Below are 15,639 nucleotides of genomic sequence, written 5' to 3'. Positions count from 1 at the left end.
ATCACCTGTCATCATCCTATATATTTAAACATCGCATTAATTAATTGGATTTTTAATTAGGCTGAACGCCATACCCATAACCATAACCATAGCCATAGCTCCCTGCCCGCAGTTTTTGATCGTTTAATATAACGCCTTTCGCTGAAAGCCCAGCCTGACTCAAACGCTTTATAGATTCCTGAATCTGCCCTGCAGTAGTAACGCCAGAGCGTGTCACTATATAAATAGCACCAGCATGTGCGCCAATAATCAAGGTATCTGAAACTGCCAGAATCGGCGTCGTATCTATCAGAACAAGATCATAGTTAGCCGAAAGTATTTGCAACAGTTCACCACAATCTGGCCGCAACAATAATTCAGAAGGATTAGCGGGTAAGTTTCCTGCGGAAATAAAGTCCATATTTCCCATCACTCCGCGGTGAATTGTTTTCTCTAAAGAAATTTCTTGGGTAAGAACATTAGATAGACCATTTTGTCTGTCAAGACCAAAGTATTTGTGCAAATGACCATTTCGCAAATCCGCATCAATCAACAAAATTCTTTTTCCTGTTGTTGCAATGATTGCAGCAAGATTAGCCGATACGAATGTTTTACCAAGGCCTGGTGTAGCACCAGTCATTAATACGATATTATTTTTTGAATGACTCATCGAAAATTGCAGGGCAGTGCGAAATGAACGCAAACTTTCGATGGCAATATCAGTAGAAGACAGATTTGCCAAGAGTGGCATGCTCAGATCCTTCGATTTGACATTATTATTCAATGCTTTCAATTTTTCACTATGCGGAATTGATGCATAGACAGGCAGCCCAAACTTTCTTTCTATTTCATCAGGATCGTCAATACTGCGATTAAGGGATTTTTTGATGAATGCGCTTATCACACCAAAAAATAATCCAAGTAACACGGCCAGCGCAATAATTACGGGGCGATTCGGCTTCACCGCCTTTTCCGGCATCATCGGAGCATCAACCAGACGCACATTACTTACCTTGCTGGCGGTAATCAGGCGTAACTGCTGCGCTGTTGTCAATAACGTGGTGTACAAATCAGTATTAACCTTGATATCGCGGCTCAGGCTCAATATTTCCTGCTCCAACATCGGCAAACGCTTGATATTGCCAGCCACGACTTTCATTTCATTAGTGACGTCATTAATCTGACCGTTAATACCTGCTAGGGCAGGATGATTTTCCGTAAAACGGGTCAGATATTCCGTTTTCATTTGTTGCAGCTCCAGACGGCGAGTTTTCGCTGCACTCAATTGTTGCAGGCTTAGTTTAGCTTCCTCGCTCAAATCAATCGTGCCATTGATGTTGCGAAACTGGTTGTATTTCTCTTCCGATAGCTGCAATTGTTGCTTGAGCTTCGGTAATTTTTCATCGAGAAAACTAAGTGATTTTTGTGCCTCTTCTGTTTTACGGGCCAGATTTTGGTGCATGTATTCCCTGCCAATCTCGCTCAAAGTGCGATTGACCAGTACCGGATCCTGCCCTTGCAATGTAACGTTGATCACACCCGATTCCTTACCCTGCTCGGAAATGTTCATAACCTTTTGCACATTTTCAATCGTAATCAGCCTGGAATTACGTTTGAGCATGAATTCAGCCCCGGGATTAGCCGCGAGATGCTCGATCCGTAGCACGATGTCGCCTGACTCGGTATCAAAATTAAGCGTTTTCCCGACTTCTCCTTTCCAAGCAAGATTAAGTTCATTCAGGCTCAATTGGAATTTCCCATTTCCTTCTGCCCTGATGACAAAATCACGATCAAGCAGCGCATCCGGAACATCAAAAAGGGGGACATCTATTTTCTCTGATCCCCATACATAGCCCCCGTAACCAAAAATTCCCGGATTCGAAATTTGTTTACTGAGACCAGCTATCCAAGCACCTGCGACAGGAAAATATTTTGGACCTGCACTGATATAGAGCTTCAAATTATCGACGGCATGCGCCACAACCAAACGTGAACGTAGAAGTTCCATTTCGGATGCCGCCGCTGCCTTTGACTCAAATATCGAAGCCATATCGCCCAATATGTTTTTAGAATCCTTATTATTACGTTCATCTTCTACGTGGATCAACATATTTGCTTCATAAACGGGCTTCGCCATAAATGCAAAAATCAAGCCCAGCAAGCTGACCATTAATGTAATCTTGACAATTAACCACCGATTGTCATAGAGAGTATCCAGGTTAGCCATTAAGTCAACGTCGCCATGATCATCATCTCTGATCATGGTGGGGACATATTGCGTAATCGGTGCAAGAACAGGTTGCGGAATGAGTTGGTTTGTCATGATGATTATTGACACCTATTAAGAGCGCACAAAAAGTCGCCAAATCAAATTTAACCGTCCCCCTTGCTGTGCTAAAAACAGGAAAGTATTTACTCTTTACTGCATACACTTGCAGGGACGTGTCGCCTGTACTGCTTAAATTCAAAAAACTGATGGTGCCATCATGTCATTTCAATTTTTTAGTTATACAAATGCACCAATGGAGGTATCAAATCAGGGTGTATTCAAATTTCATGTTGATATTTGTTGCTTTTCAAGTAGATCCTTAAAACTCCCGGGTCATAGGAAGAGAAAGGTTCATCAACATGTGATCTGAATCCAGCATCAAATCATTTACACCCTTGGCAATCAACTTATAGGATTCACAAAAAGAAGTCATGGGGCGTTGGTATGGGTCTGGAATATCGTAATCGCCAAACTCTCCCAATCGCAGCACCTTATTTTTTGCTGCCAAATATTTCATTTCAATGTAATTTTTTTGATCCAGATCCATAGTCAGGATCAAATCAGCTTCGTAAATCATCCAGCTTGCAAGTCTTTGGGCTCTGTGTGCAGCAATATCAAGTCCATGCTCCCGCATTAATTGAACAGCATGGGGAGCAGCAGGACAACCCGTCAATGCGCTAAGGCCTGCAGAAAATAGTAATTTCTCAGGGAATACTTGTTTCAGCAAAGCCTCCGCCATGGGGCTCCGGCAAATATTACCCACACAAATAATCAGAATTTGATTGATCACTTGGTTACCCCAACAGCTGACGTTAACGATCCTGGAATAAGGAGGCTGATCGCACGATTCCAGTTGGCAAGCGGCGAGGCAGCAACATAGATGACATCTTTGGGATGGAGTTCGAAACCCTCCGCCATTGCCATTGCTCCTGGCGCACTCGCGTCCAACTGGTACACAATCGGTTCCTTGGCAGATTTGCGCACTACATAGACTTGCCGGCCGTCGCCCGTAATCGGATTGATGCCGCCAGATTCGCCAAGGGCTTCATTAAGCGTCAGACGGCCATTGTGCATGGTGAGCGCTCTCGGCACGATAACTTCACCCGATACAAAAACCTTGCTTTCATCGCGTGACATCACACGAACAACATCGCCATTTACGAGCATGATGCTGGTGGGATTGACACCCTTTTGAACCAGTTGCAAAAGATTAATGGGATAGCTTATGTCCGTTCGGCTGATAACAATCCGACTTTGGTCTGCAGTTGGCAATAAACCACCTGCACGGTTGAGTGCCTCGACCAACGTCATCGGAACATCGTTGATCGCTTGCAGACCGGGGGTTTTGACCTCACCATCAATATAAATGCGCTTGCTGCGGTAAGCCTGCACACTTAATGTAATTTTTGGATCTTTGATATAGCGGGCGAGCTTGGAATGAAGGAGACTTCTTGCCTGCTCCTCTGTCAAGCCAGCCAACTTGAGGCTGCCGGCATAAGGGAATTGCACCATGCCGTCATGATCTACGACAAACCCGGCAGGTAAAGGCCTTAGCGCATCATTGGCTCCATCTATTCCCGCCGATGCTTTTCCCAGCATGACCGCACTGGCCAATTCAGGATGGTCCCATACAACAATGGATAGAATGTCGCTGGCGCCAATGGTATAAGGCTTCGGCGTCGGATCAGTAATCTGAAGCTGGCTAATATTCTGACTGGATTGTTGTTCGAATTGCTCTTTCTCGGATTTTAGCAATTTCGCAGTGATCGTTTTGATAGTTGGCGCTGTTCCAGTTAAATTTTCCTCCACATTGGATTTGGATTCATTCTGCATGCCCGGATAAACTGTAGTGCATGCAGCAAGCCATGGCACTAATGCCAGCAAGCTCATTTTTTTGAGTGATGCTTTTGAAAATGTGCGCATGGAATATCCAATTAAATTTAGCAAACCGTTCAAGATTGATGCGCTGTGATAATTTATTCGAGGTGCAATTAAAATATTTAGCGCAACCTGTAAACCTTGGTTACCATCACGAACCTTATGTTGCTCATTGCATAAATTTGAGGCTGATGATGAAGTTCAATATAATTAATTTGCACAGATTAAATTTGACAAGTATCAAACTATCAATGTTCTGCGTACAACCTCATGCTTGCAGCACCACACACGCCTATGCTCAGTCTGACTCTGGAAAACGATAATCGCAGCCAAGTTTCTGCTGCTCTGAACGACGGCCGCTGGCTCATTGCCTGCCTTTGCGCCTCCTGGTGCGGCACTTGCAATGATTTTCGGAGTAGTTTTGAAGAACTGGCTGCACGCCACCCGGACAAGCAACTGGTCTGGATCGATATCGAGGATCAGGCCGAGGTTGTCGGCGATCTCGACATCGACAATTTCCCCACCTTATTGATACAGCACGGCGATACGGTGGCTTTTTTCGGCACCATATTGCCGGATATGCGTCTGGCCGACCGGTTGATCCGGTCGCAACTGGAGAAAAGCGAAACTGCCTTGCATGCAGAAGCGCAAAGCAGCGCCGAGCACCGTGCCTGGCAGAGTGATTGCAATCTGCGCAGGTTATTGGAAGCGGCATCATGAAGTCGAAAACCCGAACTTCCTGATCACTACTGCATCCAATGGATTAACAAAAAACGCAGAATAGGTTTGCGCTTTATTGCTAACCCGTTTGCTAACCCATTGGAGAGCAGCATGAAGCAGAACCGCACGGAACGCGACACCTTCGGCACCATAGAAGTCCCTGCCAATCGGCTTTGGGGGGCGCAAACACAGCGCGCGCTTGAGCACTTCGCCATTTCTACCGAGCGCATGCCGGATGCATTGGTCACAGCGTTAGCAACCATCAAAGGTGCCTGCGCCAGCGTTAATCTCGATCTGGGCTTGCTGCCGGCGGCCAAGGCCGATGCCATCATCAAAGCGGCAGCAGCGGTTAGTACCGGCCAACATCAGGCCGAGTTTCCGCTGGCGATCTGGCAGACCGGGTCCGGTACCCAGACCAACATGAACATGAATGAAGTGCTGGCCAATGCCGCCTCAGAACTGCTGGGTGGAACGCGCGGCGAAGCACGGCTGGTGCACCCGAATGACGAAGTCAATTTCGGTCAGTCGTCGAACGATATTTTTCCGACCGCAATGCATGTCGCCGCCGCGGTCGGGATTGTAAAAACCTTGCTGCCGGCAATACGAAAATTACGCATGACGCTGATCGAAAAATCGCGGGCATTCGATGACATCGTCAAGATCGGCCGCACCCATCTGCAGGATGCAACGCCATTGACGCTAGGCCAGGAATTTTCCGCTTATGGCAGCCAGCTGGAACATGCCGAATCCTGCATCACCGCGACGCTGCCGGCTTTGTATGCGCTGGCTGTAGGCGGCACGGCAGTCGGCACCGGACTCAACACGCACCCCGAATTCGGCCAGCGGGTGGCGGAGAAACTGGCGCGCACTACCGGTTTGCCGTTCACTTCAGCACCCAACAAGTTCGCTGCGCTGGCAAGCCACGACCCGCTGGTGTCCACCCACGGCGCGTTCAAGACGCTGGCCGTGGCACTGATGAAAATCGCCAACGATATCCGCTGGCTGGCTTCCGGGCCGCGCTCGGGCCTGGGCGAAATCAGCATTCCGGAAAACGAACCCGGTAGTTCCATCATGCCGGGCAAGGTCAACCCGACCCAATGTGAAGCGCTGACCATGCTGTGCTGCCAGGTGTTCGGCAATGATGTTGCGATCGGTTTTGGCGGCGCTTCCGGCAATTTCGAACTGAATGTTTTCAAGCCGCTGATTGTCCACAACTTGCTGCAAAGCCTGCGCCTGTTAAGCGACGGCATCAGCAGTTTTAATCGCTATTGCGTGTCCGGCATCGAAGCGAATAGGCCGCGCATTGCGGAACTGATGGAGCGCTCGTTGATGCTGGTGACTGCCCTGGCGCCCCATATCGGCTACGACCGCGCCGCCCAGATAGCAAAAAAGGCGCATCAGGACGGCAGCACGCTGAAGCAGGCTGCGCTGGCTTTGGGCCATGTAACGGAAGAAGATTTCGACCGCTGGGTGCAACCGGCGCAGATGACGCATAACACCACAATCCTGGCAAAAGCAGTTGACCGCTAATTTGTATCAAAAAGAAATTGAAATCATTTGGCTATTGTGTTCTTAGGACTGTCGTCGTCTGGGTGAGAATGCTACAGGTGCTTTTTCTAGCATGGTCTGGAATCAGTAGATCCTCAGGAACGCGGGCGACAATCCAGGTATTACGCCGTGGATAGCTTTCAGCTGTGATACGTCTGCCAGACGCCGTCTTTTTCCTCTGACAGCATAAAAACCCAATTGGCAACTTCAGCCACGGTGCGACCGCAACCGCGGCGCATCAACGTGCGCGCTGCGCACATCTGCGAGTTCCTGCGAGATAAGCAGGGGCAATGCCGCATCGGGGGTATTCATAGCAAAGTACATAGCGTTCATATCGTCCATATTCGTGACCTCAGGCAGCGCTTGACGCAACGAATGGGCTACCGCTGCGCAGCGCAGCCAGCATGCAGGCTTTGCACAAGCTCGTTGGCATCACAGGCAACGGATAATTCACCCGCACCGGCCCATCAAACCGTTTCAAACTCGCATGCACAGTAATCTTGCCCGGACACTGCACCGTGATATTGCCGCCCGCGATCGTGATATTGGCGCCACCGGCCGTGCTCAGGCTGATGCTCCTGGCTGCGGCCCAGTCGATATGCCCATGCGCACTCATCACCTTGACCTGATCCCGGGCCTGGATCGTGATTGCATCGCTTTGGGCCTGCACATCGATAGCTTGTTGCGCGGCGATCAGTTGCATGCCGATATTGCCCGTGCCCGGCTTGAACATGGCACTTTGGCTGCCGAAGGCGGTAGCGCGTGGGTTGTGGCGCAAACCAGTGCCGTCGGCCAGTACCGGACGCCAGACGATGTCGGCCCGAATCGCTTCGAAACGGTTGGCGTAGCCCAGCGCAGTGGCTTGCGCAATCATGGCGGCGAGGTTGTTATCGTCACACTCGAATCCGAACCTATTTGCTGGTGACGCCGTAGGCAAGTCTGGACACTTCTCCTAAACAGCACCAGGCCGGAGCCTGAGCGTTTGCAATATCGCATCCCAAAACCGCAGCGCTTCTGCATCGGTTTTGAAAGGCGCATCAATAATCTTGCCGTTATGGGTCTCGGCGGTCGTCGTCAGTTTTAGCGAGATGAAAGGAAATTCAATAGAGCTGTCACGGCCTTGAGATTCCCACAAGAATTCATAGCTGCGTTTGCCCTCTGCGCTGGCGCGCACCAGCAATTCCTGGCCTTTGACCGGGCCCAGGTTGCGGTCGCCGCGGCGCACGCTCGTCATGCCAGCTGCGGCTTGCATGAGTGAAGCTGGCAGTCCACCGAGCCGATCGAGTAGTTCTTTGTCAGAATTGCCAGTGACGTAGGAGTTGAAGTATACGGAGACGCTGGGGTATTGCTTGAAGTGGAAGGCGGCTTATACTTCTTCGCTATTCAGTTTGTTAGCGGTCATCAGTCCTGAGTTAATGCAAAATCCGACGCCCGACGGAACTTCACTTGGCGCACGATATGTGTAATAGCTTGCTATGCGTTTTGCGAGATCGATGGTGTTCGATTGAGCTGACGTATCACTATCAGTGTTGCGAAGAAATAAGGTACGCTTGGCGGGCAGGTAGATATAGCTTTCATTCATGATCAGTTTTTTACTACCGACATCGCTTGTCCAAGACTCTATAAGTATTCTGTTTGGGCCTAGCTCAGTTCGTCCAACAAACATGTTGCCCCCCTTTTTATGGGAAGTGGTTTTAAGCTTGGTTTCACGGGATAGGATCAACTGCTCGAAATTAGATTGAAGAACATTTAGCCGGGTTTCCACTTTGCCTTCGCCATAAACAAAATAGGCATCAACTGTGGTATCGGCGTTCAGATCAACGAGGTAACGCCCCAAGCAGTGGGTTTTTTTTGGTGTGTTGTCTTGACTCATGTTGATTGCCTTGGTTCGTTCTTGGGTATCTGAATAGGTGGCAGTGCAGCCGCACAATGCCAGCAAAACAGCGATAGCTGTTTTACAACGTAACGAGTTAGTCATGCCAATTGGCCTCTTGTGCGATCTTGATAATGCTGTGTAAGGTGGCCCACTGCGCGCGCGGATCGTTGCAGCTGCCTTGGTGGTCGTAGCCTTTTGCCTTGCCTTTATGGTTCTCCCCGGCGTAGGCCCCTTTTCCCTGGTCGCCCTGGCGAAATGAGGCATTTGTTCCCGCCTGACCCGGCGCTTCGCCGGACACGGTCGGCACGGTGCCATCACCGGGCTGACTGGCTTCGCCAAACTCCAGCGCAATGGGCGCTTTGCTGCTGCCCAATCTCAGGCTGCCATTGTGGTCGTCTTTGTCCACATGCTGCGATGCGTCTTCGCTAATAGATGGGCCTTTCCAGTGCACCGTTTCCCAACTGTGCTCCCTGGAGTCAGCACCGTAATGCGCATAGGCGGGACTGGGGTATTTTTTTGAAATGGCTTCGTGAAATTCTTTAACCTTATCGATTCTTTCATCAAACAAGGCGAAAACCGATTTTTGCCCATTATCTGAAACACTTCCCTCCAATTTTTTATCAGCAGCCGTCTTTGCCGGATCCAGCAATTTCTCATTATATGCAGGCACCAGCCCATACCATTCGCGGCTTTTGTAGATTTCCTCGTAGACATCAACCTTGGGCAATTGCGGCCCTTCGTTGGTTGCTCCGCCCAGCTTGAGCCAGGGTTTGCCCTCTTTGTAATCTGCACTCGGAATCAATTCAAGTGCGCCGGGCGAGTTGCACATCACGGGCACGACTTCCTTGGCATTGCGACCCAAAATGATGCTTGAAACACCGTCGTAGCCACAGCGCGCGTGGTGGTACGTTGCCGGCGCACCCGTGGCCGGCATGACGCCATGGATTACGCCCAGTACGCTGGGGTAGTTGTGAATATGGGTAATGGCCCGCGCCACCAGACCGCCCATGGAGTGCGTGACCAAAATTACCTTGTCGGCCCGTTGATGAGTTTTTTTGTAGTGGGCCAGTACGGTTTTGTCGATATAGTCGATCAACTCTTGGGACGAATCCCTGCTGGATTTGATCCAGTTATAGCCGCCGCCCCAGACCTCATAGCGGTAGTGGGCGGCGTGCCTTAACTCTGCCTCGGTCAGTACGGCATCGCCTTTTTGCTCACCATAATCAGACGGGGCGCGCATGCCTTCGCCTTCCCACCAAGGTTTCAGCTTGGCTTGGAGCATAACGTCATTGAGTTCCTTTTGCAGTCGACACATCATGGGCTGGTAGGACGAACGCATCACGCTGCCCCAGCCACGTTCCCGGGCTAACTTGTCGTTCATGGTGTCCCCTGCATTCCCAGCATCGACCGAGCCGCGGTCATCGACCTTGGCGTCCGATGGATTGAGGTTTTTTTGGCGGGTAGCGGGGCCGCGAAAGAAAAACGCGAACAACTGACCAACCGCATCCAGGACGGCACCGGCACCGTCCAAATTAGGCGGGCGCCAGATGATTTCACCGTTTGCGGACTGCAAGTTGGTTCCCATGATGCCCGGAATGAACACAATCGGAATTACCGTAATGGGCATGGGCAATATGACGTTTTCTCGCTTGTCTTGCGTAAGTGTCAATCGAGTGGGGGCTATAGGACGCCCATCTTTGTCCACTTGCGTGGGAATGATGAAAACTTCGCTATCGTTTTTGTTTTCGTTTTGCGGCATGGCAGTTTTTATACTTTCCCGAGAATTTTGATCGACAGCTCTTCCGGGCTGAATCCTTTTTGTATGGGCAGTTTGCCGGCAGCATCGGTTACCGCCTTGATTTTCGAGCCGTCAGCACGCGTGATTTCTACCAGCATGTTAGCCATGGGTTCGTTCGTGGCGCGATGGCGAATCACATAGCGCTGGTCGAACTGCGTTTTCGGCCAGGTATTCATCTCCCGCGACAGTGAGGTCGGCCCGTCAAACCGTTTCAAACTCGCATGCACAGTAATCTTCCCCGGACACTGCACCGTGATATTGCCGCCCGCGATTGTGATGTTGGCGCCACCGGCCGTGCTCAGGCTGATGCTCCTGGCTGCGGCCCAGTCGATATGCCCATGCGCACTCATCACCTTGACCTGATCCCGGGCCTGGATCGTGATCGCATCGCTTTGCGCCTGTATATCGATGGCTTGTTGCGCGGCGATCAGTTGCAATCCGATATTGCCCGCACCCGGCTTGACCGCCCCCGCCAGCATCCCGATCGCCTGACCGGTGTGCATTCTCAGCTGATTGCCAGTGATGAATTGGCTATCCTGCCCGCTCATGACCGATACCGTCTCGCCATTGGCCAGCTGCAGGTCACTTCCCGCAACCACCCCCAATCCGGCCCGGGCGGCGATGCCGATGATCGGGGCGGTGCTGTGCGGCACCTTGTCGTCGCCGGTGCGGGTGTTCTTGTCTTGCGCATCGCTTTTGGCTTGTTCGAACGTGTCTTTACTGAGCATGCCGCTGGTTGCGGCATACAACGCCTGCAGCGGTGCGGCTTGACTATCGAGGATGCTGGCGTTGGCCCTGACCGGGCCCTGATGGACTGCGTATCCCACCGTCTTGTGGGTGGTGGCAGCGGTGTTGAAACTTTTTGCCAGCAGCACCGCTTGTTTTAGTAGAGCTTGCCCGGCACTGTTGTCGCCGGCCGGGTCGCGGCTGCCGGCACTGTGACTGATGCAATAGCTCGACACCAGAATGCCTTGCGCGGCGCGCACGGCACCATAGGCGTCGGTGCGCAATTCGGCATTGGATGCTATGCGCTAAATTGTCCGGGTTTTGTCCTTGCTTTATCTGATTTTATTTTTTTCAAAAGACAAAACTGGGACACCTTTAAAAAGCGTTTGTAGTGGTCCAAGTGCGGACTTGTCGGCAGAACAAATGCCTCCAATAGCCCATCGTTCATTTCCAGCTACTAAAATATCAATGCAACGATCCAAAATATTTGGGCGAATACCTTGACGGTCTCCGTTGCCAACAATAAATGCACTGTTCTCAGAACTTTGCACTGAAATGGTTGTTTTGGGACTATCGTAGACCTCGCTGGCAATATGCCAACCGGTTTCATCGTATTCAAATGTTCCAAAGCGGAGGAGGTGTTCATCCACTTCCTCAAAATTTTTGACTTGCAGTAATGTAGGTTCATTGCTGAAATCGATTGGCATCGTCAGTCCTTTATATTTTAAAGTGACTCGATAGGGGCAAGCGTTGTAGCGGTCATTGTTGGCGCGACTGGGGCGTGACTTGAACACAATTTCTACCGCATCAATGGTAAGTCCCGGTTGCCTACCGACTGAAAGACCGCATACGATTCGTTTATCAGAATTTTCGTCAATCCGAAAACGATGCTGCGCAGTCGCTGTAGTAGAGCCTATGACGCACAATAAACAAATTAATACATTTAATAATTTAAGCATCTTTGCGCTCCACCTCAGGATTAATTTGTAATAGTCCATCAAGCAAAACAGACGTCAATACGAGTAAATGCGAACGACGTTCAAACAAGCCTGTGTATTTTGCATCCTCCGCACCATTCACATTTCTTGTTACTGACCATAAATCGGGCTCAGTCAGGCCTTCGTCTGCAACCCGGTTAATATTTAGCTGTCTAGATGTCTAGACTCGTAACCCAGTCCAACAATTAATGCTTTTGCTGCTGCGTGTACTGTCTCGCCATTGGCCCTATGGCTGCGCTAGGAATGGTCACATTTTTGAATTTCAATTTTTTTTCTAGTAGTTTCTTTTTTTACTGAAAAATATATTTGGCTGGCTGTAAAAGGGATTTCTTCTGATAAGAACTCACTAATTGAAGTGGAATGACAGTAGGTTAATTCAGTTATTTCGTTTGAGTTAACCATGCTGAGAAAAACAAAATATTGTGAGACTTGAAATTCACCTTTATTTGATTTTGTTTGTGTTTTAAATACAAAATCTGGAAAATTATCGTTGTTAAGATCAACTACTACTGGTTTTGATAATCCAGGACATTGATCTGGCTCACTTTTCGTGGGTGCCGATATGATATTAATTTTATTTGATTTAAGATTTTTAATCGCTAATCGACAGTAAGCATTCTCAGAATTTTTATAACTCAATCGAAATGGTAGGATCGCTATTACTGCCTCTGATTCAGTTGACACTATTTTCGCACCATCACCGGTAGCGCGAATTTGCACATATCCATCGCTGCTACCGTCAGCCGTAATTGGCAATGCTTTCGTTAATTCATTGATGGTGAGTACGTTTTTTTGTGATGATCCATTATTTATTTTATAGGTTTTAATTACTTCATCGGCAAATGCCATTTGGTACGCGATTAGGCCTACAAGTAAAAAAATTTTTGTAAAAATTTTAATGAAACTATAATTTTTTATCAATTTAATTTAAGGTCTCTGTGGTGGGAAGTCGACATCTATGCGCCAAATTGGCCGGGTTTTGTCCTTGTTTTGTCCTTGTTTTATCTGATTTTATTTTTTCTCAAATGACAAAACTGGCACACCTTGAAAAAGCGTTTGTAGTGGTCCAAGTGTGGACTTGTCGGCAGAAAAAATGTCTCCAATAGCCCATCAAGCAGAAGTGACGTCAATATATATTCAGAAATCAAATCAGTGCATCTGGTATTTTTCAATTTTTATAATTGGCTCTTGCAATATGTTCAAACGCTTTTACATAGGCGGAAAAACTGGTTTTATTTAGCCTTCTTAAGTCGATGGCGTTTGAACGAAATGTCAAAGTAGATGCTGTACTGAAAGCCATGCCGTAATAGCATTTACCCCCAGCAGAATGAATACCCGATTTATCTTCAATTTGACAAAATGTGATCCCTTCCACAAAAGTAACTTGATCTAGCTCTTTAACTTTTGCAGGAACCGGGATGCCTGGGCCGATAAGATGCCACTTGTTATCAATTAATTCAAAAAAATTAGCTTTAAAAGCACTTTCCGCTATAGGTAAAGAATAGCTGCATACTTCAGCTCCTTTTACTGCCTTGGGAAAAGTTAAGGAGACGCAATTGTTATCGCCAGACTTTATGGTTTTGTAAGATTTTGGAATAATTGGTGATTGCCCAAAAGTAGTTGGAGCAATCAATGTCAACAAAGAAAAAACTACAAATTTGAAATTCATACATCATCTCCTAGTCGTTGATAAGTCGCACGCGTCTGTGTGGTGCGTTGAGGTAGATGTAGTGCCGCGCTATTAATAAGTGTAGTTACGCTTCTAATGTCGTTTTCGGATATTCCTGCATCTGCTGCGCGATTGATCGCACGCCTCCCCCAATAAGAAAGACTTGAATCCAACGTGTCGTATTGCTGGTTGCCTGGTCTGGCACTTAGCAGCTGAGGGTTACGAATTTGAGGAATTCTTTTATTGGGGTGGTTCCACCAAGGGTCATCAAAGCTGCTTCGTGAAATCCAGCCACGGTACATCCAATATTGCGTGTAATTGTATAAACCGGTTAGTTGTATTGCACCACGGCCTCGAAACTTGATTCCGTCGCCAGATGAGACATTACCAAGCCCTTGATTGTGTTCATAACGATTAAAGTAATTATCTGGGCCACGGAAATAATCAGCAGCGCCTTCAAATTCTCTGCTCGGTGGTGTATTGCCACCCTCCAATAATGCCTTGCCTAGTTGCCCGGTTTCGTGAGCCATCTGTCCGAAAAAATGACTGCGTCTGAAAGTAGATGTACCTAGATACTTCTGTGACAATTTGTTCAAATCGTTTGAAAATCGTACGATGTTTACTCGGGTGGCGTTAGGGAAAGTCCTTGTGTACTCGTCATCACTCAACCACCCACAAGTTCTAAAATGCTTAATAAACTGCAACGGATTCCAATGCCATAAAGCCGTATCGAGTACCGGAGTGGCGATACATAACGCAGCGATGTGCGTCTTTAGTTCCTTAAAATCCTCTTCAGTCAACGGCACCGGGTTTTCTTCAGATTCTTCCAGCAGCCAACTCCACCGTTTGTCGATGGTAGAGACTTGCCACTCAGAGGGGAATTTGCAAATGGTTTTGGCGAGTTTTTCAGCAATTGCCGTATCGCGCAAAGAGTGCATCGCTTCATTCGGATCAACCTTGCCGTTACCGTTCATATCGAGCCAGCCTTTGAGGATGGGCGAATCGCAACGGCTGTCCAGGTCGTGTGAATCGTCTATCAGCGTCCATCCGCGCCAATGCGGAAAGTCTGCATCGCTGAACTTGGTGATGCCTGTTGCGTTCAGATTCACCCATCCTGTGCCACCGGGATAATTTACATGCCGCCAGTGTGGGGTGTCGGACGGCGTGAGTGTTTCGTGCGCAGTATTGACGACCCGCCCAAAGCGCAGCAATTCGTAGACTGCGCTTGGGGCTGGCTGGGCCGTAGCGGGAAATGCAGTGCTGATCGCTGTTGCAGCTTTATATATTTTGTACTCAGCATCTGTTTCTCGTAGTGCCGTGCCTATGCTCTTGCCATCTAGCGTATAGGAAGCAAGGCAGGCATCACCTTTCTGATCGGTGGTGCCAATACCTGCTGCATAACTCAGTCCAACAATCAATGCTTTCGTTGTGGTGTGTACCGCAGCCATTGCAACAGGAGCCGGCAGTGGCGCATGCACACTTGGTTTGGGTGGCTGAGAATGGGCGATTACTAGTTGCGGCAGTGGCTTTTCTCCAAAGACTTGTGCCCCAACCGGCAAATGGAAATACATCTCTCCATACACCGCATCATCACGTCCGTTTTGTGCCACGCTTAAATCGCCGTTGGCACGCCCTACCAACTTACGCAGATTGGCGTCGTCACACACAATTTCAAAATGAATTTTTCGATGCGTGTCACCATAGATTTGCCCTGCCTGACCTAACGCATCTTTGCGATACACCTTTCGATCATCCTTGATGGTGGGGTGTAATTCCGATAAGTGCATGTAGACGGAGAAAAAGGTAACCGTTGCTGCGTTCTCTCCTTCGCCGATGGCGGTATCGTGGCGAATCACAACGCAACCGCTATCAGTCCATCCGCCACGATAATTTTGCGGGTGTGCGTGGCTATCTTGTCTGGCGACAGGTGCGCGCTTAAACACTACAGTGCCGTCAGCAATAGCGCGTACGCGTTCGCTTAAGTTGCCATTCATCGGTGCAGTGAGGTGCATGCCACCATGCCAACCCAAGCTGAAGCTGACAGGGAAAGAACCATCACCGGGTTGTCCGCCGGACATGGCGATGTTCAGCCATTCTTCATCGATTTGATTATCTTGTCTTGCAGGTAGAAATGGAGGACTAATGAGCATCAGAGTTCTTCAATGTATTTTGAATGTG

General features: G+C 48.9%; 13 protein-coding genes and 2 pseudogenes. 2 read left to right on the top strand and 13 right to left on the bottom strand.

The features are described 5' to 3' along the window. Positions 1–52 precede the first annotated feature (52 nt). The 3 genes from FKCLFG_RS06750 to FKCLFG_RS06740 all read right to left on the bottom strand — a co-directional run bounded on the left by FKCLFG_RS06750 (position 53) and on the right by FKCLFG_RS06740 (position 4,204). Positions 53–2,302: a polysaccharide biosynthesis tyrosine autokinase gene (locus FKCLFG_RS06750; protein ID WP_472615447.1), complete on the bottom strand. Its 2,250-nt coding sequence runs from the start codon at positions 2,300–2,302 to the stop codon at positions 53–55. A 265-nt stretch (positions 2,303–2,567) separates the two neighbouring features. Next, positions 2,568–3,038: a low molecular weight protein-tyrosine-phosphatase gene (locus FKCLFG_RS06745; RefSeq protein WP_472615446.1), complete on the bottom strand. Its 471-nt coding sequence runs from the start codon at positions 3,036–3,038 to the stop codon at positions 2,568–2,570. Beyond that, positions 3,035–4,204 (bottom strand): polysaccharide biosynthesis/export family protein, encoded by a 1,170-nt coding sequence (locus tag FKCLFG_RS06740; RefSeq protein ID WP_472615445.1) that lies wholly within the window; start codon positions 4,202–4,204, stop codon positions 3,035–3,037. The genes FKCLFG_RS06745 and FKCLFG_RS06740 overlap by 4 nt, the downstream gene beginning before the upstream one ends. 216 nt (positions 4,205–4,420) lie before the next feature. Here FKCLFG_RS06740 and FKCLFG_RS06735 point away from each other — a divergent pair, with 216 nt between their 5' ends. Both FKCLFG_RS06735 and fumC read left to right on the top strand, forming a co-directional pair. Further along, positions 4,421–4,846 (top strand): thioredoxin family protein, encoded by a 426-nt coding sequence (locus tag FKCLFG_RS06735; protein ID WP_472615444.1) that lies wholly within the window; start codon positions 4,421–4,423, stop codon positions 4,844–4,846. A gap of 111 nt (positions 4,847–4,957) precedes the next feature. Further along, a complete protein-coding gene (fumC, locus tag FKCLFG_RS06730; protein ID WP_472615443.1) occupies positions 4,958–6,376 on the top strand; it encodes a class II fumarate hydratase in 1,419 nt (472 codons plus the stop codon). Positions 6,377–6,515: 139 nt separating this feature from the next. Here the strand turns inward: fumC and FKCLFG_RS06725 are convergent. The 10 genes and pseudogenes from FKCLFG_RS06725 to FKCLFG_RS06680 form a co-directional block, all read right to left on the bottom strand. After that, a pseudogene (locus FKCLFG_RS06725) lies at positions 6,516–6,627 on the bottom strand (DUF1289 domain-containing protein); the annotation flags it as partial. A 119-nt stretch (positions 6,628–6,746) separates the two neighbouring features. After that, positions 6,747–7,268, bottom strand: a complete 522-nt coding sequence (locus FKCLFG_RS06720; RefSeq protein ID WP_472615442.1) for a DUF2345 domain-containing protein — start codon at positions 7,266–7,268, stop codon at positions 6,747–6,749. Positions 7,269–7,346: 78 nt separating this feature from the next. Then, positions 7,347–7,745: pseudogene (locus FKCLFG_RS06715) on the bottom strand (T6SS immunity protein Tli4 family protein); the annotation flags it as partial. A gap of 15 nt (positions 7,746–7,760) precedes the next feature. Continuing rightward, positions 7,761–8,372 (bottom strand): hypothetical protein, encoded by a 612-nt coding sequence (locus FKCLFG_RS06710; protein ID WP_472615441.1) that lies wholly within the window; start codon positions 8,370–8,372, stop codon positions 7,761–7,763. Next, positions 8,365–9,873 (bottom strand): esterase/lipase family protein, encoded by a 1,509-nt coding sequence (locus FKCLFG_RS06705; RefSeq protein ID WP_472615440.1) that lies wholly within the window; start codon positions 9,871–9,873, stop codon positions 8,365–8,367. Before FKCLFG_RS06705 ends, FKCLFG_RS06710 begins: the two co-directional genes overlap by 8 nt. A 164-nt stretch (positions 9,874–10,037) precedes the next feature. Further along, a complete protein-coding gene (locus FKCLFG_RS06700) occupies positions 10,038–11,078 on the bottom strand; it encodes a DUF2345 domain-containing protein (protein WP_472615439.1) in 1,041 nt (346 codons plus the stop codon). 48 nt (positions 11,079–11,126) lie between these two features. Beyond that, entirely contained in the window at positions 11,127–11,753 is a 627-nt protein-coding gene (locus tag FKCLFG_RS06695; RefSeq protein ID WP_472615438.1) for a hypothetical protein, read from the bottom strand. 276 nt (positions 11,754–12,029) lie between these two features. Next, entirely contained in the window at positions 12,030–12,641 is a 612-nt protein-coding gene (locus FKCLFG_RS06690; RefSeq protein WP_472615437.1) for a hypothetical protein, read from the bottom strand. Between the two features lie 319 nt (positions 12,642–12,960). Next, positions 12,961–13,461, bottom strand: a complete 501-nt coding sequence (locus FKCLFG_RS06685) for a hypothetical protein (protein ID WP_472615436.1) — start codon at positions 13,459–13,461, stop codon at positions 12,961–12,963. After that, positions 13,458–15,611, bottom strand: a complete 2,154-nt coding sequence (locus FKCLFG_RS06680; protein WP_472615435.1) for a M23 family metallopeptidase — start codon at positions 15,609–15,611, stop codon at positions 13,458–13,460. The genes FKCLFG_RS06685 and FKCLFG_RS06680 overlap by 4 nt, the downstream gene beginning before the upstream one ends. Positions 15,612–15,639 lie beyond the last annotated feature (28 nt).

It is taken from the genome of Gelidimonas denitrificans, assembly GCF_055694065.1.
Note: the sequence above shows the minus strand (reverse complement) of the source record. Positions and strands in the feature narration are given on the sequence as shown.

What these genes read in the sequence shown, in the direction of transcription:
- FKCLFG_RS06695 (WP_472615438.1), bottom strand. Translation starts at nt 11,753, where the DNA reads ATGCTTAAATTATTAAATGTATTAATTTGTTTATTGTGCGTCATAGGC.
- FKCLFG_RS06720 (WP_472615442.1), bottom strand. Translation starts at nt 7,268, where the DNA reads ATGATTGCGCAAGCCACTGCGCTGGGCTACGCCAACCGTTTCGAAGCG.
- FKCLFG_RS06680 (WP_472615435.1), bottom strand. Translation starts at nt 15,611, where the DNA reads ATGCTCATTAGTCCTCCATTTCTACCTGCAAGACAAGATAATCAAATC.
- FKCLFG_RS06685 (WP_472615436.1), bottom strand. Translation starts at nt 13,461, where the DNA reads ATGAATTTCAAATTTGTAGTTTTTTCTTTGTTGACATTGATTGCTCCA.
- FKCLFG_RS06690 (WP_472615437.1), bottom strand. Translation starts at nt 12,641, where the DNA reads ATGGCATTTGCCGATGAAGTAATTAAAACCTATAAAATAAATAATGGA.
- FKCLFG_RS06735 (WP_472615444.1), top strand. Translation starts at nt 4,421, where the DNA reads ATGCTCAGTCTGACTCTGGAAAACGATAATCGCAGCCAAGTTTCTGCT.
- FKCLFG_RS06710 (WP_472615441.1), bottom strand. Translation starts at nt 8,372, where the DNA reads ATGACTAACTCGTTACGTTGTAAAACAGCTATCGCTGTTTTGCTGGCA.
- fumC (WP_472615443.1), top strand. Translation starts at nt 4,958, where the DNA reads ATGAAGCAGAACCGCACGGAACGCGACACCTTCGGCACCATAGAAGTC.
- FKCLFG_RS06750 (WP_472615447.1), bottom strand. Translation starts at nt 2,302, where the DNA reads ATGACAAACCAACTCATTCCGCAACCTGTTCTTGCACCGATTACGCAA.